The sequence below is a fragment of the Shewanella sp. H8 genome (genome assembly GCF_040285065.1).
Classification (GTDB): domain Bacteria; phylum Pseudomonadota; class Gammaproteobacteria; order Enterobacterales; family Shewanellaceae; genus Shewanella; species Shewanella polaris.
Genome location: NZ_CP157213.1, coordinates 693228 through 718058, shown reverse-complemented (window position 1 = coordinate 718058; position 24831 = coordinate 693228). Strand labels below are relative to the sequence as shown.

Here is a 24831-nt window from a genome sequence, read left to right as displayed (position 1 = left end):
TGGCTCTTGGTTGATCACTTTAGTGCGAAACAACTTTATTACGTCCTAATTCTTTCGCTTTATAAAGCCGTTCGTCAGCGGCTTTATAAACCTGCGATAACTGACTGCCATCATCGGGCCAACGTGCAACGCCAATACTGATACTAATATTGAGTTTATTATCATCAACAGTTGTAATCTTATCTATCGCAATGCGCAAACGCTCTGCGATTTGTTCAGCCTGTTGCAAACTCGTATTAGGAATTAACATGCAAAATTCTTCGCCACCAAAACGAAAAGCCCAATCATTCCGACGGCGCATATCGTTGATTAATTTGGATACCTCAACCAATACCTTATCACCCACATCATGACCAAACTGATCATTAATCTTTTTAAAATAATCAAGATCAAGTAATAACATAGACACTGATTGTTGTTTATCAGGCAAACTTTGGCACAGCATCTCGAAAATAGAATCTAACAATAAACGATTATTTAATCCTGTTAACGGATCAACTGATGCCATTTGTTGCAAACGCTCTACTGCTTCCGCTCGCTTAGATTCATAACTAAAAGACAATGCCCAAATGGCCGCTAAACATAAAGCAATATTGGCAATAGTGATCGGATAAATATCAGCAATATTGAACAACAAAGCGTAAATCAAAATAGCCACACCTGTAGCCATATACACACTTGTATATATCGTGCCTAGCTTAATTCCCAATAATAGATATGACAAAACGGGGATAATAAACAACCAAGTAAAGAGTCCAGAATTAAATGACGAGCTGTAAATACCAATTAAAATAACTGTATAGAGGGAAAATAAAAATACTGAACACCACAAGGTAAGATTAGGTGTACTCTTATGAATAACCAGAATACCAATACAAAGACACACCACAACTAGTTCAACCATGGCATACACTTTGAAACCGCTAAACCAGTTATTAACCACAAAAATACTGCCAGCTACAATAATGACGATTAACACTGCCTTTAACACTGTGCGACGATATTCAAGTTCACTTGCCCATAAATTAGAAATGCTCATTAATGTTGTATTCCAGTGTTGTGATTACAGCGACTAACACTCGTAGACCATGTGTTTGTCTAAATGTTGATAAAGAGATTTGAAAGATTAGCCCAATAATTAACAATTGGCTAAAATATTAGATAGTTATAACTTAACTGCGCATCAATCAACCATTTTGTTAACAACATCAATCCATACATTTGAGACAATATCAGTATTTAAACAACTTCAGCGGGTCCGAATACGCTTATATTCTTTACTGGGCATCGAAGCATAGCGATATTATTTTTCACGATTTTATATAACCCAGAAACATGTAAATGTAGCTTTTCATTAGCACAAATTAAAATTTCAATCTCAAATAAAAATTAACCTACCACCAACCTAACCTTAACCAAACCTTAAGCCAACCTTAAATGAATATTAATTTAAAGTGATGATTCAATTGGTTTTTATAAATATCAATAAAATGAGACATACCTCCAAAGTAATAGGCGCTAATTTGATCTTAATCAATTAATTTACATTAGATTAACAGCAAAATCGGTCCCGAGCCGATATTCAATTTGAGCTCACATAATAAAATATAGAACCAGTTATGGCTAATGAACTAAGCAAAGTTTAATACCATAAAGAGTCCAATATTCTGTATTGGATCAAACGGAGAGTTATGATGAAACGTTTTAAATCTAAAAAACTAGCTTATCTAGTCGCATTAGCGCTGACTAGTTTGTTAATGGGATGTGATGGGGATGACGGTGCCGCTGGTGCTGACGGTGTTGACGGTGTTGACGGTCAACCTGGAGATTCTTGGACATTACCAGTGGTAACCAGTTCAACCGAAACTAATGTGAAAGTAATAAACTATATACTTGGCGAAGGTTCTATTAATTACGAATTTGAGGTCACTAACGAAAACGGGGAACTTGTTAACGGGCTCATAGATGCTGAAGGTAAAGTTGCGGCACTCACAGAAAAAGGTTTCATCAATAACCGTGATGAAAGTGCTATCGATGGTGTAGAAGATAATGTCAGTATTGGTGGCGCAGTCAGTATGAGTACCGAAGGAGCTGTGTTGACTCCCCTTGGTGACGGCCATTATCAATTTGACGCACCTATGTTAGGTGTAAATACCGGAACCGAAGGTATTGTATGGTTGCGAGTTGGTGGTAATAACGAATCAGGGATCGCTAGATCTAATGAACTAGTTGTTAATAAACCAGAAGGTGCTTTTTCTACTACAACTGAAGCTTGCTATGCTTGCCATGTTGATTACTCTGAGAGTCCAAATAAACATGCTAGCTATGTTGCTCAAGGCATGGACGGTGAAGTCACTTTCGTTGAAGGTTGTCTAACTTGTCACGGCTCTGTGAGTCGCGATATGGTGAATGAAGAAGGTTTTTCAACAGGTAGTTACGCAAGTAATACTCTGTCTAAAATTGGCCACATTAATCATCAAGAGTTCGAAACAGGCTTTAGTGTCATGAACTGCAGCTCTTGTCACACGGAACCAACTATAAACATCAGTGTTGCAGGTCCTGGTTGTATTGATTGTCATGACACTGGTGATATTGCAGGTGATATCGTTCCAGGTAACGGCGCTGACTTACGTACGTTGCATGAAGCCAAAAGTGCTATCACTTCTAATAAAGCGCTCACTGATACCTACAAGGTTACTGGTACCGCACCTGCATGGTTCTCAGATTCTGGTGACGCTGGCCAATGGTGTACCACGCTGTCATTATTTGAAATTGACGCAGCTACAGGAGCTGAAACCTTAGTTAATATACATGATTGGCTCGACGAGTCACAAACGACTCATAATCCAGACAAGCCTATTAACTATGTAGGATCATACTTCCACGGGGTTTATAACAATAGTGTTGTTGGCCGTATTGCAGATTCTTATGAATATAGCTATGACGCAGAAGGTCGCAAGACTATGTGTTATGCAGTATCCGTAAATAAAGTTGTTGTCGCAGGCTCAACGCCAGACCTATCAGCTTGGGCTGATGCGGGCTTGATGGCATCATTACGTGTCAGTTTTACCGCTACAGATTACATGGGTGATGAAGCTGACGTTGTTACTATACATGGATACACAGATGTTACATCACAGGCTGACGGATCAGTAACTGACTACGATCGTCGTCACAGTGTGGGCTCAGAGTCTTGTACTACTTGTCATAACAGCCTTGGTAACTTTCACAAAAACGGCAACTTTGCTGATGGTGGTTTAGGTTGTGTGGCTTGTCATAACAATGGTCAAGACCGTAAAGCAGGTTACTCATCACCAGGCTTTGGCCCAATGGTCCACAGTATGCATTGGGGCGTTGGTAGCATTAGTTTAGATGCAGATAATGAAGAAGTGTCTAACGCGGCAAGTGTTATTGCGCCACAGACCAGCTGTGTAGCGTGCCATGATAATGGTGTTGTTGACTTAAATGCGGTTCCAAATCAATTCATTAAAGCACGTGCTTATGGTGTAGATGACAAGATGGCTAGCCCAATCACAGCTAACTGCTATGCTTGTCATACTGAGTCAAGCGCACTCAATCACATGGTTCAAAATGGAGGTACTACAACTGAAGATGTACCTGCTACTGAATGGTATAAGTTAAACGCAAGTGAGGCATGTGCAACGTGTCATGCTGAAGGACGAAGCTCAGGTATCGAAAAATACCATAACTTTACACGTTAATCTTTAACAGATTGAACTAAAGTTTAATTATAAAAAAACACCCCCCGCAAAATAAAAGGAGTCTAGTGATCGACTCCTTTTTTATTATTTTTTCAAGCACTTATCAATTAACCCTGAAAGCCTTAAATTTAGCCACCCATTTTAATGATCAATTAACATCACTGCTTTTAGGTTTGATTGCGATAGCTTTCAGCACTATTTAAAATGTATAAACTAAATGGGAATCATCAACAAACTGAGCGTTATATGGAAAATGATGAGCAATACGGTAGATTTAAAGCAGCATTATCAGCTTGATTGATATCAAGCTGGATATGGGGTTAGTTATATAATTCTAGTTTTAGTTATTAAGCCTTAAACACAACCAACGTTGGCTGTTTGATGCGCCTTGTCGTCGCTTTCGTTCTTCATGCTCACATTATTTTGTTAAGTTGAATAACGTGCCAAATTCTGTGGTTATTTTTAACCAGTTTTTAATCGGAATATTCAGCCTATTAAGAATATCTTGGCTACCTGAGCTTATTGCGCCGCGTTTCTTAATCTGATCAATGTTTCACTTTATTAGCATCGACTTTAACAACATGTAAGTGATTGTTCCCTGCTTATGAATAAGAATGCATAAGCACAAATATCAATGGCAAAGATGGTAGCAAATTCAAGTATACGAGAATCACCCTATTCACAACGATGTTCAATATTCTCGCCTGTCGAGTTATCAATGCCACACAGAAAAGCTTTACGCACAACTCGTGAGCAACAATGATAATAAGGTGTGTCTTCTAAGCTAACGATAGTTTGTCTTGGTCTGGCCATCTTTAATTACCATTTTGAAAGGGTAATTAAAGCGCTATTTGTTATTTAGCCAATAATCTTGGGTGGTCATGCTTAGTGGTTTTTAATAAATTCAAGAATAATGACCATTATATTTTTCAATTAAATTCAATGATTTAGGTTTACTTTTAAAAACACTAACATTGACATGCTAAGCGTTATGGGACTACTGTATAAAATATATCGCGAAAGTGTGTGGTAAATATTTAACAGCGCAGAATTTATTCATGTGCTTTTTATGTAGCGATTAGTGCAAAAAAGCAAAACGACGTAAAAGAGCGTCATGGAAAATATTATGGAAAAAATAGTGATAAAAAACCTTTACAAGGTTTTTGGTTCAGATCCTCGTAAGGGGGTAAAATTACTTGAACAAGGGAAAAGCAAAGAAGAAATTTACGAACAGACAGGGCTTACAGTTGCAGTGCAAGGTGCCAGTTTTACAGTAAATAAAGGTGAAATTTTTGTCGTGATGGGTCTGTCTGGCTCAGGAAAATCAACTCTAGTAAGAATGCTAAACAGGCTCATTGAACCAACGTCTGGAGAGGTGTTAGTTGATGGTGAAAATATCCTCAAAATGAATAAGGATGAGCTGGTAAGGTTTCGCAGAAGTAAAACAAGTATGGTCTTTCAGTCCTTCGCTCTTATGCCTCACCAAACAGTGTTAGAAAATGCTGCATTTGGACTAGAGCTTGATGGTATGGATAAGAAACAGCGTGAAGAGCGAGCTCTAGACGCTTTAAAACAAGTCGGACTTGAAGGCTTAGAAAATGCGTATCCCAAAGAGTTAAGTGGTGGTATGCAGCAGAGAGTTGGATTGGCGCGAGGCTTAGCGGTTGATCCTGATATCTTGCTCATGGATGAGGCATTTTCGGCGCTTGATCCTCTTATTAAGACAGAGATGCAGGACGAACTGCTTAAACTACAAGATCGTCATGAGCGCACCATCATTTTTATCTCCCATGATTTAGATGAAGCATTACGTATTGGTGACCGAATTGCCATTATGCAGGGCGGCCGAGTGATTCAGGTGGGGACGCCAGAAGAGATTCTGCAAAATCCCGCTGACGATTATGTACGAGCATTTTTCCGTGGTGTGGATCCAACTGGTGTTATCTCCGCAGGGGACATTGCCCGCGATACCCATCCAACGGTTGTTTGGCATACTAAAGCTGGTAGCCCACGAGCCACATTAGAAATGTTGAGTATTAAAGATCGCGAATTTGCATATGTACTCGACTCAGAACACCGGTTTTTAGGTGTTGTCTCTTCAGATTCCCTGCGTGACGCTATTGACCAAGGAAATGGTACCAGCAAACTTGAGCATGCTTTTCTTACAGAAGCTGAATCGGTTCAGGAAACCGATAGTCTTCAAGACATTTTACCTTTGGTAGCTTCTCATTCTTGGCCTATTCCAGTTGTAAACTCAGAAAATAGATATCGCGGAGTTGTTTCTAAAAATCTGTTTCTTCGTACCTTAAACCGTGCAGAGAAAGGGACTTATTTTGAGCAGTCAGCATCTTAGAATACTAGCTTCAGGAGTTTTATATTATGTTCAGTTTTGATGAAAGAGTTATTCCTTTAGATGCATGGATCACAAGTCTTGTTGACTGGTTGGTCGAAGGGTATCGATGGTTTTTCCAGATGATAAAATGGCCCGTAGACTTCATTTTATCTAGTGTGTCAGACGGACTTCTGGCAACTTCACCTCTTCTAGTTATTGCACTGTTTGGCGTCATTGCTTGGCGGGTGTCAGGTTTCAAACTTGCTGGTTTTACGCTTGCTTCGTTGATTCTCATCGGTCTGCTTGGTTTCTGGTCAGAAACCATGATAACCCTCGCCATGGTATTTTCATCTGTTGTGTTCTGCACCGTTGTTGGAGTGCCATTTGGTATATGGGCAGGACGCAGTGATCGTGTTAATAACATTCTACGACCCATTTTGGATGCGATGCAGACAACGCCAGCCTTTGTCTATTTGGTACCTATTGTGATGCTTTTTTCTATTGGCAACACAGCGGGTGTTCTTGCAACCATTATTTTTGCCCTGCCACCGTTGGTTAGATTAACCAGTCTAGGTATCAGGCAGGTACACCCAGAGTTAGTCGAGGCTGCGCTCGCCTTTGGGGCAACAAGCTCGCAGGTTTTACTTAAAGTTCAGATACCACTTGCTCTTCCGACCATCATGGCTGGCCTTAATCAGACCATCATGATGTCGCTCTCCATGGTGGTTATCGCCGCAATGATTGGCGCAGGAGGCCTCGGGGCACCTGTCGTTCTGGGCTTAAATACACTTGATATTGGTTTGGCCACGGTTGGCGGTCTTGCGATTGTTTTATTAGCAATCATTCTAGATAGAATCACCCAATCAATGGCAACTCCAAAAAATAAGGACGTAAAATGATACTTAAAAAAGTAATACTGGGCGCAGCTTTAGCTGCAATGACCATGACGGGGTCAGCAGCTCTTGCTGATACGCTCAAGCCAGGAGAAGGCATAACCGTTAAACCAGCTCGAGCGACATGGGACACCGGTTTTTTTCAGGAAGCGCTTGTACGACGAGGTCTTGAGACTCTGGGGTATGATGTTGAAAAGCCCAAAACTCTGGTCAATCCAATTTTTTACAAAACGGTCACTCTCGGTGATATTGATTATTGGACCAATGGTTGGTTTCCAATGCATAACGATCAACTACCGAAAAATTTTGATAAAAAAGCTGAAAAGATTGGTTATGTAATGAAAGCCGGTGGACTGGGTGGCTATTTAGTGTCTAAAAAAGAGGCAGATAAATATAACATTACTTCCCTTGAAGATTTTAAACGCCCTGAGGTGAAAAAAGCCTTTGATACCAATGGTGATGGCAAGGCCGATCTGACTGCCTGCCCTCCAGGCTGGGGATGTGAAAAAATAATCACCCACCATATGGACGTATATGGTCTCAAAGATGCTATCAATCCGGTGAAAGCGGCATATGCAGCAGGAATGGCATCTGCGATGGCGGGTTATAAAAATGGTGGACCAATATTCTTCTATACCTGGGCACCAAATTGGACCATTTTTAAACTGAAGCCAGGCAAGGACGTTGTCTGGATTAACGTACCTGAAATCAATCCTACCAAAGCGCAAAGTTCAGCTGTTGAACGAATGACGATAAAGGGGCTTGAAGGCGCAGTTTCTGACCCAGTAAAACTTGGTTTTGTCGCTTCTGACATCCAGATCGTCGCCAACAAAAAATTCACCAAACAAAATCCGGCAGCAAGGAAATTTTTTGAAGTCTTTACCCTACCGCTTGCCGACGTCAACGAACAGAATACTCGGATGAACGATGGCGAAAAGAGTGAACAGGACATTCAACGCCACGTAGATGAGTGGATTGCCAAAAACCAAGATCAATGGAACGGTTGGCTGACTGAAGCACGCAATGCTGCTAAATAGTCTCAACCTGCAATAGCTTATTGGTAACCCGGAGCACACATACAGTGCTTACGGGTTATTTTTTCTCCAAAACCCCAAGTATTTCGTAAAATTTAATAACATTTAGCCACCTAATAAAATTTAGCAAAATAAAATTTCAAAATAAAATTTAGCCACCCATTTTAATGATCAATTAACATCACTGCTTTTAGGTTTGATTGCGATAGCTTTCAGCACTATTTAAAATGTATAAACTAAATGGGAATCATCAACAAACTGAGCGTTATATGGAAAATGATGAACAATACGGTAGATTTAAAGCAGCACTCGCGGCTTGATTGATATCAAGCTTGAAAGGAGGTTAATGTTTTTGTGTGGATTCTAGTTATAGAGATTAAGCTTTAAGCGCATAACCAGCGCTGGCAGTTTGATGCGCCTTGTCGTCGCTTTCGCTCTAGATGTTCGCAATATTCCGTTAATGCAGGTAAAGACCCTACTGCACCTTTGAATAATGAACCAAACTCAGTGGTGATTTTTAGCCAGTTGTCAGCAGGAATATTTAGTCTATTGAGAATATCTTGGCTAGTTGAGCTAATTGCACCGCGTTTATCTTCTCGAATAATTCGCCCGGTATCTTCCACCAGCACAATATAGTCTTTAACGCTGAACATCAGTCCATTGGGCATATCTAGCCGTTCATTACCAACAAAAGGCAATAATGCTGTTGGTTGCTCACCTTTTATCGCTGAGGTTATTCGCCGTTGAATACTGGTGTAGTCTGAGGTTTCTGGAGTTGCTGCCATCTTGGCACGAATAGGGTTTAAATCTACATAAGCCATACAACTCAGAACAGCGGCTTCGTCAAGTAACGCTTGGGATTTGAATCTTCCTTCCCAAAATCGGCCCGTACATTTATCTTCTTTATTGGCCGTTCTGGCAATGGGCTCACATAAGGAACGCATAAACCAACTAATATCAATTAACCTTTGTCGGTATTGAGTCACACAGTCATTAACCGTTTTATGCTCAAACTCGTTTAAGTCTTCGCCTTTAACAAATTTATGAGTCAGCAATGTGCCTTTAAAACCTTTATGCCATTGGATCAGAATATCTTTATCTGACCAGCCTTTTGCTTTATCTGCATCAATCGTCAAAACAACATGTAAATGGTTACTCATCACCGCATAAGCACAAATATCAATGGCAAAAATGGTCGCCAACTCAAGAATGCGCGAATCTACCCACTCTCGCCGATGTTCAAAGTTCTCACCTGTCGAGTTATCTATTCCGCAAAGAAAAGCCTTACGCACAACACGGGAGCAGCAGTGATAGTAAGGCGTATCGTCTAAGCTAACGATAGTTTGTCTTGGTCTGGCCATCTTCAATTACCATTTTGAAAGGGTAAGTAAAGCGTAGTTTATTGTTTTTTATTTAGCCAATAATCTTGGGTGGCCATGTTATTTTTAAGCGTAGTTTATTGTTTTTTATTTAGCCAATAATCTTGGGTGGCCATGTTATTTTTTTTAACAAAACCCAAAAGCAATGGAAAAAGAACAAAGGCAAATACCTGTTCAACGCCTTTAACATCGCCAACGTCTGGCGTGCACGTTTGCTGGAGTACTTGGCAAAGCTTAATCTCACACTACCAACCTCACTACCGAAAAAGTGGGTGGTAGACTGCCAACATGTGGGCAAAGGCTTGCCTGCACTGCAGTATTTATCACGCTATCTTTATCGCGGCGTACTGGCTGACAAAAACATCAAAAGTCATGTCGATGACAACGTGAGTTTCGAGTATGAAGACAGCCAAACAAAGTCGACAAAAGTACGCACCTTACCTGCCATAGAATTTCTCTGGTTAATACTGCAACACGTATTACCGAAGGGATTAAGGCGAGTGCGTGACTATGGATTACTCAGAGGTAACGCCAAAAAGCTCAGGCTACAAATACAGCTTATGCTGGCAGTTGCAGGGGCAGTGTTTCCAATCATTCCTGAGATAAAGCGCAGATTAGCAACCCGCTGTTGCCCCTGTTGCCAGCAGCCAATGCGCTTTATGGGCATAGTGAAACGACCGACAAATTTACGGCTCATAACCTAATGCTGGAAAATAATAAGGATAATGGTTTAACTGAATACCGTGGAGGATTAATTTAACGCACTGAAATTAATAGAGTTAAATAATTAGCAAATGAGCTAAGGTAGCTTGCTGACTACAGAAAAGTTGCCAGATATCCATCACATCAAACAGCGCGTTTTCTCGAGCTGTTATTTACATAATAAAGAGTCACTCCAGCTGTTCGGGCTTGTTCAACACTTGGGATAAGGACGCGGCTTCGCGCGGCCTATCCTTATTAGTTAGGTGCGATTTTATTTTACATATAAAGAAGCAAAGACATAAAAGAACAAAATAGTTATGTTTAATATTATTGGAGCTATCATAAACCACCAGATAGCCAACCATTTTTTTACTTTGAAGTTTGTAGATACAGCTTTATAACTTACTATTAATGACCATAAAACAAAAATCACAACTACAATTGACAGTATAAAATCTTCCGTATAAAAGTTTAGATAATCATTATAACAAAGAGTTACGACAAGCATTCCAATAGTAGCAGGTAAGGCGTACACCATATTAGAGATGACATAAATAGATCTACCTAAATCTTTGTCAAACTCTCTAGCGCCACACCATTTAATTCGTAAATTATAAAACCAACCACCGATCCACCATATTAACCAGGCAAACAGAAGACCAATAACCAAAGATACAGACCAAAATACAAACCAGCTGGTAACTATTGTATTTAATAGAGCTTCTTTAGATTCTGGTATATTAACCATATCGTAGCGAATTACTTTTTGCTCAATCCTTTCAAAGACACCAGTCACGCTATAAAAAGCTGTCGCTAAAAAGATAAGCCAACGTTTTTGAAGTAAGTTTGTATCTGAAAAGAATTGTGAGGGTCTAAAATATAGGCTGTACAATTTATTAAAAATAGATGTCATTTAAATTCCGTCTTTGAAAAACACAATAGGTTGAACATATGCTTTAGCACCTAACGCCCAGTTCAGCTGCGTTTTGGTTGTAGTGGATTTTTGTGACAAAATGGCCGTAGGCCATACACAAAAAGGAGCGTAGACCAAAACGTCAACTGGAACTGATTGTTAGGGCTTATTCACTTGAGTTATATCGATGAACTCCGCTACACCCGGTTTAAAACCTTTCGGTATAGCGAACATGTCATCAGGGGGAGAAGGGAGATAGTCACGGACAGCAGAAACTCGAGAAGCGTTGATCAGTTCAGCCCTCGATTTCATTTTTTTCTGTGGGCAATTTGCCAATTTTTTCATAATTCTAGAAACCTGATTATATCTTGATCAGAGATATTGCTTTTACAAAATTCTGTAACCCTACGGGCGGCTGAGCTTCCATTTTGACTATATGCTTTAGATGTTCTTTGGTCACATACACTCAGATTTTTATGCTTACCGTTGACTGTTTGCTCCCAAATGAGAGAATTCCCATTAGGTTTATACTCCCAGTGTAGTATAGAACCATCAATATCGGCAAGTGCATTAACAATTTCAATTGCAGCCCCAAATCGCTGACTTGGATTAGGCTTTAAGCATTTATTAATTGTTTTTTGAAGCTTTTTAGGTATATGTAATGGGTATTTAGTTCTATCTGGAAATTTCCCTGCAACGATATCCTTAGCAAACTGATTTCCATCAGTATAAGCTGAAAATTGCTGATTAAAAGTGTCATCACCAACACACATTCTATACATAGTTAATCCGACTTGGTAAATATCAAACCGATTATCAAATTCAGCTCTTGTATTACCAAAAACTTCCGGTGGCCATTGCTTATTGTAAAGATAAGGTTGTTGAGCCAATCCATTAACATCCATTACTTTAGTTTGCCCAAAGTCTGCTATTAATGCTTCATCTCTATCTGAAATAAGTATATTGTCTGGCTTCACATCAAAATGAATTAGTTTTTTTGAATGGATGTTATGAAGTCCATTTATCATATGCGTAGAATATCTAATAATTTCTTTAACGGTTAAATATCTACCCGACATTTTTTGTTTTAGAGAACCGTTTTTATAAAAAGGAGAAGCTACGTATATCTTATCTGCATCATCACAAGCATAGTTTACTTGCACAACATTCGGGTGAGCGCTTTTATAAAGAGTTCTAGCCTCACTAAAATATTGATCCGTTGAAAATCCCGGTGCTTTGTCAACTTCTTTTATAACCATTTCAGCATCTAGTAATTCATCATGTATTTTATACACTTTTGAATTTTTGCCGTCTTGCCCTATCTCCTCAAGCTTTTTGAAAGAGACTTGGGCTTTTTGATAAGTAAACATTATGACAATGCTCCCATTGCAACTAACCCTGCTTCTCTTGAAGAAGGGTTTCGTAGCAACTTCCAATCATCTAAAAGTTCATATGCTTTTTTCCCTTTAACTATTTCATCAAAATCATCGGTGCTAATACTCAGTCTTGATGATATTGATGTTTTTCTACCAGTAAAATAATGATCAACGTCACTGCTTGAAAAAGATTCTTGTATAACGCCTTCGATTTGTAACCTAGTAATATCCATGTTTTGTGCATTCCCTTCAGTAACTCTAATTCCTGCAATACTAACTGAATACTCCCTTAATATATCCAGAACACAGTTTCGTATATACTTTAGCTTTTCTGGAAAATCCAACGCTGCAGGGACTTTAATCACTTCATTATTCACAACTTTAAAGGCTTCTAGATTTCCTTCTATCACTACAAAAGTTGTTTTAGTTGGCTCTACTCGAATCCCTAGAATGTTCATATGTGTCCTTTAAATTGGTCCGGTGTTAGCCATTAGCCCTAACGCCCAAATAATGGGCTAATATCAGTTGGTTAAAATAAGCGACGCAGGAGCAAAAACCAACTGTTATTTGTCCTGATTAATTTGCTTGATACTTATTGAGCCCTCTCCCTAGCAAGCCGCATCAGCGGTATGCTTAAGGTGACTAAACCAACAGGAGAAAGCTCAATGAGATTTTATAATAACTCACATCCATACTACTGTGGTATTGATTTACATGCACGTTTACTTTACGTCTGCATCATTGATTCTAAAGGGGAAGTTGTTGCTCACAAAAAGATAGGTGCCAGCAAAGATGACTTATTACTCATTCTAGAACCCTATATCGGCAATGTAATTGTCGGGGTTGAGTGTATGCATTGCTGGTACTGGGTGTCAGATTGGTGTGCTGAACTGGGAATTGATTTTATCTTAGGCCATGCGCTTTATATGAAGGCGATCCACGGTGGTAAAACTAAAAATGATAAAGTCGATTCCTTTAAAATTGCCACATTACTGCGTGGTGGCAACTTCCCCATAGCGTACGATTATCCGAGTGAAATGCGCGCAGCACGCGACTTGTTACGTCGACGAATGAAGATTGTCCGTCACGGTGCGATGCTCAAAGGCCACGTGGTTAACACCAACAGTCAATACAACTTGCCTGCGACAGAGTTAAATCTTAAAAATATTTCAGCAAGACAAAAACTACGCGAGCAATATCAAGATCCTATCGTACAACGAAATATCGATTTAGACATGGCACTCCTTGATTGTTATGCAAAGGAACTCGCACAGGTTGAATGGTTCATCGAAAAACAAGCCAAAAACCATAATCCCGTCTATTTAGAATTACTGAAAACGGTACCTGGTATTGGTAAGATTTTATCGCTGACTATCCTGTATGAAATCGGCGATATTAGCAGATTTGAGTCAGTACAAAAGTTTGCGTCATACTCTCGATTAGTCAAATGTAAAGCGGAGTCAGCCGGTAAAACCTACGGTACTAACGGTAATAAAATCGGTAATGCTCATTTGAAATGGGCGTTCTCAGAAGCTGCGGTACTTTATCTGCGAGGCAATGACAAAGCACGTAACTACCTTAATCGATTACAAAAACGAATGAGTAAAGCTAAAGCATTATCTGCACTGGCACATAAGCTTGGCCGCTGTGTTTATTTCATGTTAAAGAACAAAACGGTGTTTGATGAACAACGATTCTTAAAAGGATAAGTCGCGCAATAAGGTGAGCTGAACGTCTAACTAGATACTCTTTGAAAAAAGAGAAGCGAGCATGACCGTGAATGATGTGGCTAATGAAGCAATGACTTCTCACCATCATCACTATGCCAAATGCTATTTAAGCTACATCGCCTTGATTAGACACCTTATTGGCGCGCATTAATGAATGCAATCAACAAAGTCGTTTACACCTTAAATGAGCCTGAAACTAACTGTGCATAAAGCACCTGAGACTTGAATAGTGCCATCTTAGGGTTAACCGATAAATGTCTAGTGCCCCTGATATTTCAAAGGAATGAAAAGCGTCAGGCAGCGATAAGATCGCACTAAGAGAGCCTCTATATGTGTTTGCTGTAAACGACGATTTGACAGCTAAATGACAGACGAAGTAGATGAATTTGTTGATTGATTTTAATTTGACTGCAAAAGCAGTCAAATAAGTTAGGCTCGCCTATTGACTGGCGGAAGGCTCATATGTGTTAGTTTACAATTACACCAATACTAGTGAAAAAACACTTAGCCAAATTAGCTGGAAACCATAAGAAATACGCTGATGGATGCCAGGATTACTTTGGGATTTTACGGCTTTAGCCATAGCAAAAAGATAATAAACAGCAGCCACAACAGAAACCAGTGAAAAAATACGGAAATATAATGGGATAGTCTCAGTTGTTGGACTTATAGCAATTAATATTGGTGCAACAACTAACGAAAGCAACATGATAAAACCAGCCCAAGAATGTACCTTACAATTAAAAGTTGGATTCTTAGTAAATGGATCTGCGTCCATAGGGAAATAACCTGCAACCCAAGTACCAACACCATGAGCTATAACTAACCAACCCGCAACATTCACTAAAGTTGAAACACTTGAGAGTTGTGCCAGATACCAACCGAAGAAGCAAAATAGAAAACCAAGAGGATAATTATTAATTAAAGGAGACAATTTTTCAGTTGGGCTACCAGTTGCACCTAGCTCACTACAAAATTGCTTAGAATGGCTGTAACCAGCATAAAATCTACTTGCTACATAAACACCAATGAAGATCCAGATTGTTGCAATTAACCCTGAATAGATCGCAATACTTTCAAACACTACCAAAATCCTTTTTGTAAACTAACAGCTTATTCAACGGCTCGCCCAATAAAGCCGACCGTTTAAGTTATTGATTAATATCATCCTACATTCTCTATCTCATTGATGTAAAGCCATTTAATGAAACGTAACCTCTGAGATAAAACTTCGATTGCGCGTTAAAAGTGTCGAAATTAAATGCTAAAAAAATTAATCACCTAATATCAATAGATTAGGTTTTATCTATTTATTCATATCTAGCACTTTAGATTGCTTTTTGTACACGTTTTATTGTTATTCCGTCAAAACCTATTATAACTGTATGGATGTACAGTACAGATAACATAAAGGGGGGAAGTGATGGCGGGATCGGGATATATCGAAGCGATTCGACAACAAATTCGAGTGAGGCATTACAGTTATCAAACTGAAAAATCATACCTTTATTGGAACCGTTATTTTATAAGATATTTTAAATTTACTGCTGCAAAACATATTTTACCTACACACATTGAACAGTTTTTATGTTTTTTAGCAAACGAACGGCGTGTTTCCAGCAGTACACAACAGCAAGCCCTTTGCGCCCTTGTTTTTGCGTTTAAACATGTATTAGCCATCGATACCGATAATTTGCAGTTCCCGTATGCAAAAGCACCGACTCGAATTCCGCAGGTATTGAATGATGTAGAGGCCAAACAGGTCATCGACCATTTAGACGGTAAATACCAACTGATTGGCTGTTTATTATATGGCGCGGGGTTAAGATTAACTGAAGCGTTAAGTATTCGGCTTAAGGATATCGATTTTGAAAATCGCACACTTTTTGTATTTAGAGGTAAAGGTAAAAAAGATAGAGTTTGTATTTTACCGAAAATGACCATTGACCCCATACAACAGCAGATGCACCATGTGCGAGAGACTCATGCTCACGACTTGTCTCAGGGATTAGGGATGGCTTCTTTACCTCCTAGCTTACTCAAAAAGTTTGGCACAAGCGCCAAACAATTACATTGGCAATATCTTTTTCCTTCGGTTCACTGTATGTCACATCCTGTTAATGACTACATATGCAGACATCATATTGACCCAACAACCTTTAGAAAGGCATTAAAAAAAGCAGTTCAGAAAACCGATATCACTAAACGCATTACCGCCCATACTTTTAGGCATTCTTTTGCAACAAACTTACTGAGGCGTGGTCATGATATAAGAACCGTGCAGGAATTGCTTGGCCATAATGATGTAAAAACCACTCAAATCTATACCCATGTTGCAGGTTTGCACCAAACAGGCGTACAAAGCCCAATGGATTACAGTTAGCTATAATAATTGCTGAGTCCGAGATCAAACCTATTGAGTAAATCCCTGTTAAATTTCACCCACAAAAAAAGGCCCTTGCGAGCCCTTTCTAAATTCATGTTGTGCTTGTTACTTATTAACTTCGCAACCCAATCCCGCGCGATATCAAATAATAAGCCAGTGTCCATAAGCTGACACAAAAACCGACCATGATGGCGATGGATAACGGCACGCTCAAGTCAGCAAAGCCTAAAAAACCGTAACGGAATACGTTAATCATGTAAACCACAGGATTTAAAGCCGACACGCCTTGCCAAAAAGGTGGCAATAACGATAACGAGTAAAACACGCCACCTAAATAGGTCAGCGGGGTGAGAATAAATGTTGGGATAATACTGATGTCGTCAAAGCTTTTGGCAAACACAGCATTAATTAACCCGCCCAATGCGAATAACACTGAGGTCAAAAACATAGTCAAAACAACCAAGCCGACATGATGCAAAGTGATATCAACAAACATCATTGCCACTGTGGTAACAATTAACCCCACGCATAAACCTCGGGCAACACCGCCGCCAACGTATCCGGCAATCATCACGTAATGGGGTACTGGGGCTACCATAATTTCTTCAATGTTGCGTTGAAATTTGGCGCTGTAAAACGACGATGCCACATTAGAATATGAGCTAGTGATCACCGACATCATGATTAAGCCTGGGGCGATAAACTCCATGTAACTTACACCGCCCATTTCACCAATACGGCTGCCGACTAAGTTACCAAAAATTAAAAAGTATAACGTCATGGTAATGGCTGGCGGTACTAGGGTTTGGATCCAAATGCGAGTAAAGCGGTTAATTTCTTTGGTTAAAATACTTTTAAAAGCCACAAAATATAGACTGTTCATTATTTCGACTCCTTGGCTTTTTCGACTAACTCAACAAACAATTCTTCTAAGCGGTTGGCTTTATTACGCATCGATAACACTTCGATATTGGCAGCTGTCAACTGGGCAAATAACTCATTAATATTATGCGATTTAGCTACATCGACTTCTAATGTGTGTGCATCGGTTAAGCGGCAATTCATATTGGTTAATTGCGGCGCAACGTCGAGATCTTGTCGTAAATCAAAAATAAAGGTTTCAACATCTAACTTACTTAGCAATGCCTTCATGGTGGTGCATTCCACCAGCAAACCGGTATCAATAATACCTATGGTGCGGCAGAGCATTTCGGCTTCTTCAAGGTAGTGAGTGGTTAAAATAATGGTCACGCCTTGTTTGTTAATTTGCTTTAAAAACTCCCACATTGAACGACGTAGTTCAATGTCTACTCCGGCGGTAGGTTCATCTAAAATCAACAATTTAGGTTCGTGCATTAATGCGCGGGCAATCATTAAACGGCGTTTCATACCGCCCGATAACTCACGGGCTTGGGCGTGACGCTTTTGCCATAAATCAAGTTGAGTGAGGTACTTTTCTGCACGAACTAAGGCAACGTCTTTAGGGACACCGTAATAACCAGCCTGGTTAACCACGATTTGTTGCACTGTTTCAAATTGGTTAAAGTTAAATTCTTGCGGCACTAACCCGATACATAACTTGGCTTGTTCAAGCTGTTTATCAATATCAAATCCAAATACTGACACTGTGCCTGATGTTTTTTGCACTAACGAGCTGATAATACCAATGGTGGTCGATTTACCCGCCCCATTAGGACCAAGTAATGCAAAAAAGTCACCTTGTTTTACCGTCAAGCTAATTGACTTAACGGCTTGCACGCCACCTTTGTAGGTTTTTTTAAGGTTGTCGATCACCAATGCATTGTTGGTGTTACTCATTGTCATACCTCTAATCGATAAATTGCGCATTAAACACTTTTTACTACATGTATCTAAAGACGTTATAAAAATGAAAAAGACGCAAAAAATATTCTAACACCCAAAACAAAACTCCCGCCTATTGCGGGAGTGTATCAATAAAAAGCCCCACTTAATCTAATGGCACAACTTTGGCAATGTAAGGCAAGTTGCGGTATTGCTCGGCATAGTCGATACCATAACCGACAATAAATTCATCAGGAATAGTAATACCAATAAAGTCTACCGGTACGTCTACTTCGCGACGCTCAGGTTTATCCAATAAGGTGCAAAGTGCAAGGCTTTTAGGTTCGCGCAGTAATAACATTTCACGCACTTTGTTTAAGGTGTTACCTGAGTCAATTAAGTCTTCGACAATTAACACATCTCGGCCAGCAATATCTGACTGTACGTCTTTAAGCACTTTAACGTCGCGTGAGGTTTTCATGGTATTACCGTAACTCGAAACAGACATGAAATCGATTTCGACATGGCCTTTGATCCGTCGACATAAATCGGCCATAAACACGACAGACCCTTTTAACAGGCCAACCATTAATAAGCGTTCACTGTGAGCATAGTGGGCGTTAATACGTTCAGCTAACTGATCTAGGGTTTTATTGATTTCTTGTTCAGAAATCATCATTTCAATGGTGTGCTTCATAAATCTCTCAATTGTCGATGTCGTGTGACTGAGTATGTCCGTATCCCCAGCGACTCGTTAAGTCGTGTTCAATGCCCAAATGATCAAGTATCCGGGAAACCATGAAGTTTACCAGATCTTCTACCGATTGGGGATTATGATAAAAGCCTGGTGCTGCTGGCATGATGGTCGCACCGTTGCGCGTAAGGCTTAGCATATGCTCTAAGTGTATGGCACTAAAAGGAGTTTCGCGCGGAACAAGAATCAATTGTCCGCGTTCTTTTAATACCACGTCTGCTGCTCTTTCGAGCAAATGATTACTCATACCTGTTGCCACAGCGGCTAATGTGCCCGTGGAGCAAGGACAAATCACCATTTGTTTAGGTGCAGCACTGCCAGATGCTGGCGGCGAAAACCATTCATCTTTACCTAAAACCACTAATTCACCTTTTAATGGTTGATCAGGATTTTCAAGTTGTTCAAGTAATTGTGCTTTGGCTTTGCCTGGATTAGCACTTAATTGCAAACCATGTTCTGTGGCTAACACGACTCGCGCGGCGCTGGATATCATTAAAAACACTTGATAGTCGGCAGCTAACAAACATTCAAGTAATTTAATACCATACGGCGCGCCTGACGCACCGGTCCAGGCTAGGCTAATTGCTTTGGCTTTTTTGGCGTAGGCCATGTTGTCCCCTTTATTCGCTATAGCCGTTACGCTAAAGCCTTAATCAATTTTTGGTGAATACCGTTAAAACCACCATTGCTCATAATCACCACGGTATCGCCTTGCTGTGCCGTATTGGCAACGGTAGTAATTATGTCTTCAATGTTGTGATACACGGTCACAGGGATCGGCGCATTGGCCATGCTGGCACTAATGTCCCAGCCAATATTGTCAGCCTGATATAAATAACCAACATCAGCTAACGCCATAGAATTGGCTAAGGTGTCTTTGTGCACGCCGCTTTTCATGGTATTTGAGCGCGGCTCTAATACTACAATAATCTTGCCGCTGGCATTTTTACCAAAACCCACTTTGGCCCGTAAACCTTGTAATGTAGTGGCAATAGCGGTGGGGTGATGAGCAAAATCGTCATACACAGCAATACCGTTTACGGTATCAAGCAATTCTAACCGACGCTTTGGCGGGCTAAATTGAGCGAGAGCTTCAATGGCATGATTCGGTGCTACCCCAACATGGCGCGCTGCAGCTATGGCCATAATGGCGTTTTCAATATTGTGCTGACCTATTAACGCCCAGTTGACTATCCCTTGCGACTCACCTTTAAACAGTACTTCAAACTCATGGCCGTCATCGGCAACAATACGCGATTGCCAAGCGCTTGGTTCAGCTTCATCTTTTACGATGGCGGCTTGAGTTGAATAAACTTCTTGTTCGCTCCAACATCCCATATCAATAACTTGCTGAACGGCTTTTACATCACGAGGCCAAATGACCTTGCCTTCGCCCGGTACAGTACGGATAACATGATTGAATTGACGTTGAATCGCCGCGAGATCGGCAAATATATCGGCATGATCAAATTCAAGGTTATTGATCACTAACGTGCGTGGATGGTAATGCACAAACTTAGAGCGTTTATCAAAAAAGGCACTGTCATATTCGTCGGCTTCAACCACAAAAAACGCTGAGTTACCTAAACGGGCTGACACACCAAAATTTTGCGGTACCCCACCAATTAAAAATCCTGGCTCATAGCCGCAGTATTCTAAAACCCACGCTAACATGCTAGCAGTAGAGGTTTTACCGTGAGTTCCCGACACCGCTAATACCCAGCGGTCTTGCAAAATATGTTCAGACAAAAATTGCGGCCCAGAGGTATATTTCATGCCACGGTTTAATACGGCTTCTACACAGGGGTTACCACGGCTCATGGCATTACCAATTACCACTAAGTCTGGTTGATTGTCGCCTTCTTTACCTAACTGACTAGGGTCAAAACCTTGGATAAGCTCAATACCTTGTTGCTCAAGTTGGGTGCTCATGGGCGGGTAAACATTGGTATCACTGCCGGTAACTTTATGGCCCATTGCGCGGGCAAGTAGGGCTAATCCACCCATAAAAGTGCCACAAATGCCTAAAATGTGTACGTGCATACTTAACTCTAATTAGTCCGTAATATGGCGGTTATTCTAATCTATTGCACCGCCAATTGTCAGTTAACAATTATTGAGAATCATCAATGCGACTTGGGTTAATACAAAATAAAAAACAATCCCATGCTAAGCACGGTTGTTAACAAGGTATTACGGGTGACATAAGCTAATACCGTCGCCACCAGCGCGCAGGTTAAATACGGGTTATGTATGTTAAGGGCCAACTGGCCTTCGGGCACAAATACAATTGGCGCTAATATGGCAGTTAATACCGCAGGGGCTGAATAGCTTAAAAACATTAAGGTGTTTTTACTTAAGCGAATGGGCAATTTAGGTTCTAACAATAAGTGGCGGCTAATAAACACCACTGCCGCCATTGATAAAATAATCAGCCACGTCATGCGTTATCTTCCTTCTTAACGGTAACTGAAGGTGACGCTGAATCGGCTTCGGTTGCCGTTACATTTTCTTCATTAGTCAGTTTGGCATAAATCATACCTGCAGCCATACCCGATATTGCCGCAATTAACAGCCCAGCTTGAATGGCAAATACAGCGCACACCACCGCTAACGTGAGCGACACCAATACACACACTAAAATCGACGGTCTTTTTACTGTCGGCACGACTATGGCAATAAAAGTGGCGGCAATGGCAAAGTCGAGCCCGAGTTCGCCTAAATTATCGATAGACTGGCCAGCAACAATGCCAAGCAAAGTGGCAATGTTCCATCCAATATAAAAAGTTAACCCACCGCCTAGCGCGTACCAGCGATCAAACTGATGTTGTGCAGGCGTATTGCCTTTATGGGCTTGATTGGCAATAGCAAAAAGTTCGTCGGTGAGTAAAAAGCCTAACCCTAAACGCCATTTAAGCGGTAACGGACTGATATGAGTACGCATCGCCATGGCATACAGTAAATGCCGAGAGGTGATCAATAAGGTGGTGATTAAAATACTGCCGATGCCAACACCGGCTTTTATCATCCCAAGGGCAACTAGTTGCGCACTGCCCGCAAAGATAATCGCCGACATTGCTTGGCTTTCAACAGCTGTCAGGCCAATTTCGAGTGCAAAAGAACCCGCTAAAATGCCCCAAGGGATCACCGCTATGGTCAATGGCATAACAGCAAGTGCGCCAGTTAAGAATGATCTGCTTTTGGTGATTCTAGTAGTAGTTAACTCTGGGGTGTCCACGCCATATCCTTATTTACTGATATCGTCAGTTTCCCCTTACATCGCAATAGGGTAATTCGAGGATTAGCTTAACGTGAATATACTCATAAAGCCCTTGAAAAATGATCATCAATATAATGAAGGGGCCTGTTGATAAATAATGCATTGTGTCGGGATTAGAACAATGGAATAAATAATAATGACCACTATTTATTATCCCTAACGTAACATCTAAACAAAGCGCCTAAAAAAAGCACCTAAATAGCGGTTTAGCAACCTTTGTAAGCGTTTACAATGCCAAGAAACAATACACCTCTTACTGACTCTAAATTTTATGGTCAACGACATGCACAACTACAAATCGCACAACACTTATTTAAATTTAATCAACAACTTAAATAGTTAAGACGTAAATAGATAGTGTTAATTGCTGAATAAGCTTGTTGGCAGGTAATTGATGATGAGAAATCGACTATAAATCATTGATGAATGGATATGATTTAATCCGTTATTGTGCAATAAAAGCCACCTACAACATTAGGTAAGACTAAAGTTGCATTAATGATAAAATGAGCCACGTCATATTTTTTGCTATAGTAAAGGTTAAAAAGAGTATGTAGATTTTTATATTTATCATTTACATTTATCAAATACTCTTAGACATATCGATATCATCCCCACATTTATTAAATTTCTAAATTGCAATAACGCATATATTTTATGTTTAAAATGAGTATCGACAATAATGCCCCTGACATTATTTATTAATGTCATTCATTAAAACGTCGCCAAGGATGACTTTAAAACCAGTAAATAATATGCATAAAAAAGGAATTACATAAGATGCAATTCCTATACATATTAAATATGAGTTTTTACTTTAAAAATTATCAACAAATTTAAAGGAACTGTTATGCTGAATGAAATGACTCACTAAGAATATAAACTAGGAGGTTTTACTCAATGTTGTTAAAACACTCCCTCTAATTAAAAATCTAAATACACACTGACTAGGTAAATTGAATTCGTCACACTTATACAAAGATATTCGCCTACACCAAAATAAACTAATTCTCAATACATACTAAGTATGAATGTTACAGAAAGATCATATCAAGATTGATAACAACGTATACAAGCTAACTGCTAAAGACACATTTAAAATACACTTATAACTCAAACAAAATTGTGTAGGCTTTATTTTTTAAACAAGTTCCCTGGTTAATTCGCGTATTTGCTGTTTTAGCCAAGTCGCATCCTCATTTACTGCATTGGGATGAGTCACCATTACTAAATTTAATGGTTCGACAGCGTCAAATATACGATTAACTTCGAACTCTGATAACTGGCAAGCATGTAAACCAGACTCTTCATCTATCATATCGTAAACCGCCTTATAAGGGGTTAGCGCCAATGACTGACAATCAGAAAGGTAATCAAATAAAGAAGATACATTTGTAATCGTCATTTCAGTTTCAAGTGGCAAATTTTTGAACTGACAATACTCTTGAAACGGATTGATTATTGGGGCTTGAGCTCCCATAAGCGTATTGATATAAGGATACTCGGCGATACTTTCTAAAGTAATCTCTTGTTTTAAAAGGGGGTGGTTTTTACAGCATAACAAGTACTGAGGCCCCATCGTAGCAAGTACTTCTACTTGTAGTTTTTGGTCAAAACAATGAATTTCTTCAGGATTTTTACAGCCACACACAACAATACTATTAGGGTCGTTAGAAACGCTTTCTAGAGCATGTTTATCCCAGTTATTCACATTAATATGAATATCTTTATTGTACTCTTTAATTGAATTCATTAATGTACGTGGGTAAGCATGAGCAATCATTCCAGGCATAACCAATTCAAAATATCGACTATGTAACGATTCGGCACTATTCATCCGATTGAAATTTTTAGCACAATCCACAATTTCTTTCGCTATAGGATAAATCCTCCCAGCATAGTCGTTTGGTACTAGTCCATATTTACGTCTAATAAAAAGCTCATCACCAAATAGCAATCTTGCTGAATGTAAACAACGACTTATTTTTGATGCTGGTACATCTAGTATTCTAGACACATGAGTCGCTGATTTGTTTTCGTATAGACTTACTAATATAGAGAGTGTTAATAAGTCTAATTTGTCTAAGTCAATCTTCTTCATCATACATACTCCCTTAGAGGTATTTGATACAACATGTTATCAATTTCCTAAAAAGTTCATATCTTTATTTTTAATATTTGATGATTACTTATTCTAGATCATAAAAATCGATTATCAAAAACAACTTATTTCACAAAAACACCTTGAAGCAAGGTTGGGACACCATTATTAAAATCACTTTTTATATAACAATTAAGAATATGCAAGTGTAATTTTAAAAACAAGTATTTCACTTTCTGCAAAAGTGAATTTAGCATTATAAAAAACTCACTTTACAATTATCGAATTAATATAGTCAAATATATATATAACCTAACTTAACATATAAAAACTAACAATAAGATCCGCATCATAACTACAATTAAATAAATTATAATGACTGCAATTAATTGATTACGATCAACTTTAAATATAAATATAAGAATA

General features: G+C 39.5%; 21 protein-coding genes and 1 pseudogene. 7 read left to right on the top strand and 15 right to left on the bottom strand.

The features are described 5' to 3' along the window. Positions 1-19 precede the first annotated feature (19 nt). Positions 20-1039, bottom strand: a complete 1020-nt coding sequence (locus tag ABIS04_RS03060; RefSeq protein WP_350432564.1) for a GGDEF domain-containing protein — start codon at positions 1037-1039, stop codon at positions 20-22. A 655-nt stretch (positions 1040-1694) separates the two neighbouring features. On the opposite strand from ABIS04_RS03060, the gene ABIS04_RS03055 reads away from it, so the two are divergent. Further along, positions 1695-3722 (top strand): cytochrome C, encoded by a 2028-nt coding sequence (locus ABIS04_RS03055; RefSeq protein ID WP_350433375.1) that lies wholly within the window; start codon positions 1695-1697, stop codon positions 3720-3722. A 675-nt stretch (positions 3723-4397) separates the two neighbouring features. Here the strand turns inward: ABIS04_RS03055 and ABIS04_RS19650 are convergent. Next, positions 4398-4535, bottom strand: coding sequence for a hypothetical protein (locus tag ABIS04_RS19650; protein WP_254693728.1), 138 nt, complete (start codon positions 4533-4535; stop codon positions 4398-4400). A 313-nt stretch (positions 4536-4848) separates the two neighbouring features. Between ABIS04_RS19650 and proV the strand changes: the two genes are divergently transcribed. From proV to proX, 3 genes are read left to right on the top strand one after another with little or no spacing between them, the layout of a single operon-like run. Next, the gene (gene proV / locus ABIS04_RS03045) at positions 4849-6075 is read left to right on the top strand and encodes a glycine betaine/L-proline ABC transporter ATP-binding protein ProV (RefSeq protein ID WP_175405929.1); all 1227 of its coding nucleotides are present in this window, start codon (positions 4849-4851) and stop codon (positions 6073-6075) included. 26 nt (positions 6076-6101) lie between these two features. Further along, positions 6102-6953 (top strand): proline/glycine betaine ABC transporter permease, encoded by an 852-nt coding sequence (locus tag ABIS04_RS03040; protein WP_137222991.1) that lies wholly within the window; start codon positions 6102-6104, stop codon positions 6951-6953. Continuing rightward, a complete protein-coding gene (gene proX, locus ABIS04_RS03035) occupies positions 6950-7984 on the top strand; it encodes a glycine betaine/L-proline ABC transporter substrate-binding protein ProX (RefSeq protein ID WP_350432563.1) in 1035 nt (344 codons plus the stop codon). The genes ABIS04_RS03040 and proX overlap by 4 nt, the downstream gene beginning before the upstream one ends. 380 nt (positions 7985-8364) lie before the next feature. On the opposite strand, the gene ABIS04_RS03030 is transcribed toward proX, so the two are convergent. Beyond that, the gene (locus tag ABIS04_RS03030) at positions 8365-9342 is read right to left on the bottom strand and encodes a transposase (RefSeq protein ID WP_350432562.1); all 978 of its coding nucleotides are present in this window, start codon (positions 9340-9342) and stop codon (positions 8365-8367) included. A 143-nt stretch (positions 9343-9485) separates the two neighbouring features. Here ABIS04_RS03030 and ABIS04_RS03025 point away from each other — a divergent pair. Continuing rightward, positions 9486-10064, top strand: a pseudogene (locus tag ABIS04_RS03025) (transposase); the annotation flags it as partial. Positions 10065-10333: 269 nt separating this feature from the next. Here the strand turns inward: ABIS04_RS03025 and ABIS04_RS03020 are convergent. The 3 genes from ABIS04_RS03020 to ABIS04_RS03010 form a co-directional block, all read right to left on the bottom strand. Further along, positions 10334-10975, bottom strand: a complete 642-nt coding sequence (locus ABIS04_RS03020) for a YIP1 family protein (protein WP_350432561.1) — start codon at positions 10973-10975, stop codon at positions 10334-10336. Positions 10976-11316: 341 nt separating this feature from the next. Beyond that, positions 11317-12345 (bottom strand): serine/threonine-protein kinase, encoded by a 1029-nt coding sequence (locus tag ABIS04_RS03015; protein WP_350432560.1) that lies wholly within the window; start codon positions 12343-12345, stop codon positions 11317-11319. After that, positions 12345-12809: a hypothetical protein gene (locus ABIS04_RS03010; RefSeq protein WP_350432559.1), complete on the bottom strand. Its 465-nt coding sequence runs from the start codon at positions 12807-12809 to the stop codon at positions 12345-12347. Before ABIS04_RS03010 ends, ABIS04_RS03015 begins: the two co-directional genes overlap by 1 nt. Before the next feature lie 207 nt (positions 12810-13016). Here ABIS04_RS03010 and ABIS04_RS03005 point away from each other — a divergent pair, with 207 nt between their 5' ends. After that, positions 13017-14060: an IS110-like element ISShfr7 family transposase gene (locus ABIS04_RS03005; RefSeq protein WP_123884363.1), complete on the top strand. Its 1044-nt coding sequence runs from the start codon at positions 13017-13019 to the stop codon at positions 14058-14060. Positions 14061-14559: 499 nt separating this feature from the next. Here ABIS04_RS03005 and ABIS04_RS03000 read toward each other — a convergent pair whose 3' ends face one another. Beyond that, the gene (locus tag ABIS04_RS03000) at positions 14560-15165 is read right to left on the bottom strand and encodes a DUF998 domain-containing protein (RefSeq protein WP_350432558.1); all 606 of its coding nucleotides are present in this window, start codon (positions 15163-15165) and stop codon (positions 14560-14562) included. Between the two features lie 339 nt (positions 15166-15504). Between ABIS04_RS03000 and ABIS04_RS02995 the strand changes: the two genes are divergently transcribed. Then, the gene (locus ABIS04_RS02995) at positions 15505-16464 is read left to right on the top strand and encodes an integron integrase (RefSeq protein ID WP_350432557.1); all 960 of its coding nucleotides are present in this window, start codon (positions 15505-15507) and stop codon (positions 16462-16464) included. Positions 16465-16579: 115 nt separating this feature from the next. Here ABIS04_RS02995 and ABIS04_RS02990 read toward each other — a convergent pair whose 3' ends face one another. From ABIS04_RS02990 to ABIS04_RS02955, 8 genes are all read right to left on the bottom strand, one after another. Continuing rightward, complete coding sequence (locus ABIS04_RS02990; protein WP_350432556.1) at positions 16580-17350, bottom strand: ABC transporter permease; 771 nt, start codon at positions 17348-17350, stop codon at positions 16580-16582. After that, positions 17350-18285 (bottom strand): ABC transporter ATP-binding protein, encoded by a 936-nt coding sequence (locus ABIS04_RS02985; protein ID WP_350432555.1) that lies wholly within the window; start codon positions 18283-18285, stop codon positions 17350-17352. Before ABIS04_RS02985 ends, ABIS04_RS02990 begins: the two co-directional genes overlap by 1 nt. Before the next feature lie 151 nt (positions 18286-18436). Beyond that, positions 18437-18967: a hypoxanthine phosphoribosyltransferase gene (hpt, locus tag ABIS04_RS02980; RefSeq protein WP_350432554.1), complete on the bottom strand. Its 531-nt coding sequence runs from the start codon at positions 18965-18967 to the stop codon at positions 18437-18439. 7 nt (positions 18968-18974) lie between these two features. Next, positions 18975-19634: a flavin prenyltransferase UbiX gene (locus tag ABIS04_RS02975; RefSeq protein ID WP_350432553.1), complete on the bottom strand. Its 660-nt coding sequence runs from the start codon at positions 19632-19634 to the stop codon at positions 18975-18977. Between the two features lie 26 nt (positions 19635-19660). Continuing rightward, on the bottom strand, positions 19661-21067 hold the full coding sequence (gene mpl, locus ABIS04_RS02970; RefSeq protein ID WP_350432552.1) for a UDP-N-acetylmuramate:L-alanyl-gamma-D-glutamyl-meso-diaminopimelate ligase: 1407 nt from the start codon (positions 21065-21067) through the stop codon (positions 19661-19663). Positions 21068-21165: 98 nt separating this feature from the next. After that, positions 21166-21468, bottom strand: a complete 303-nt coding sequence (locus tag ABIS04_RS02965) for an AzlD domain-containing protein (protein WP_350432551.1) — start codon at positions 21466-21468, stop codon at positions 21166-21168. Beyond that, entirely contained in the window at positions 21465-22262 is a 798-nt protein-coding gene (locus ABIS04_RS02960) for an AzlC family ABC transporter permease (RefSeq protein ID WP_350432550.1), read from the bottom strand. The genes ABIS04_RS02965 and ABIS04_RS02960 overlap by 4 nt, the downstream gene beginning before the upstream one ends. 1183 nt (positions 22263-23445) lie before the next feature. After that, the gene (locus tag ABIS04_RS02955) at positions 23446-24408 is read right to left on the bottom strand and encodes a LysR family transcriptional regulator (RefSeq protein ID WP_350432549.1); all 963 of its coding nucleotides are present in this window, start codon (positions 24406-24408) and stop codon (positions 23446-23448) included. Positions 24409-24831: the final 423 nt, after the last annotated feature.